The following is a 592-nucleotide window of genomic DNA, read 5'->3' as shown; positions in this document are numbered from 1 at the left end:
CCTTACGCGCGGCGGCCCGCGCCGGCGACCCGGCCCGGTTCCGCGCGGCCCTCGACGCGGCCCTGCGGGAATCCCCCGACCTCGCCCGGACCTGGCGGGCACGGCCCGACCTCGCGGCCGCCTTCGCGGCCCTCGACCGGGCGGTCTTCGGCGCGGCGGGCGCTCCGGTCCCCGCTCTCCGGGCCCTGTCCCGGACCCTGCCGCGCGCCGAGCCGGGCGAAGCCGCCGCCCCGGCGCCGGAGCGGCTCGCACCGCTCGACGGCCCGGTCCGCTGAGCGCGGCGCGGCTCCGCAGCTCGTGAAGGCGCGGGCGGGAACGCCCGCCGGGATCGTGATTTGGGCTGCCGGCACCGACCGCCACCGGAGATCCCCATGCCCGCGACCCCGCACAGATCCGCCCGCGCCGCGACCGTCGCCCTCGGAACCGTCCTCGGAACCGTCCTCGTCACCGCCCTCGTCCTGCCGGCCGCGCTGCCGTCGGCGGCCCTCGCCCGGTCCTCCGGCACCGAGCGCGCGCTGAAGATGGTCGACACCGACCACGATGGCACGATCGACCTCGCCGAGGCCCAGGCCGCCGCCGGCAAGGTCTTCGA

Annotated in this window: 2 protein-coding genes; both read left to right on the top strand. The window is 79.4% G+C overall.

The genetic code is table 11. The annotated features are described in order from the left end of the window. A partial coding sequence (locus tag ACU8YC_RS25725) for a hypothetical protein (protein WP_446896068.1) occupies positions 1 to 275 on the top strand: 275 nt, incomplete at its 5' end. Between the two features lie 96 nt (positions 276 to 371). Continuing rightward, the coding region (locus ACU8YC_RS25720; protein ID WP_446896067.1) for an EF-hand domain-containing protein at positions 372 to 592 on the top strand (221 nt) is incomplete at its 3' end.

The sequence above is a fragment of the Citrobacter sp. VF227 genome (genome assembly GCF_052950715.1).
This window is presented reverse-complemented; position numbering and strand designations above follow the sequence as displayed.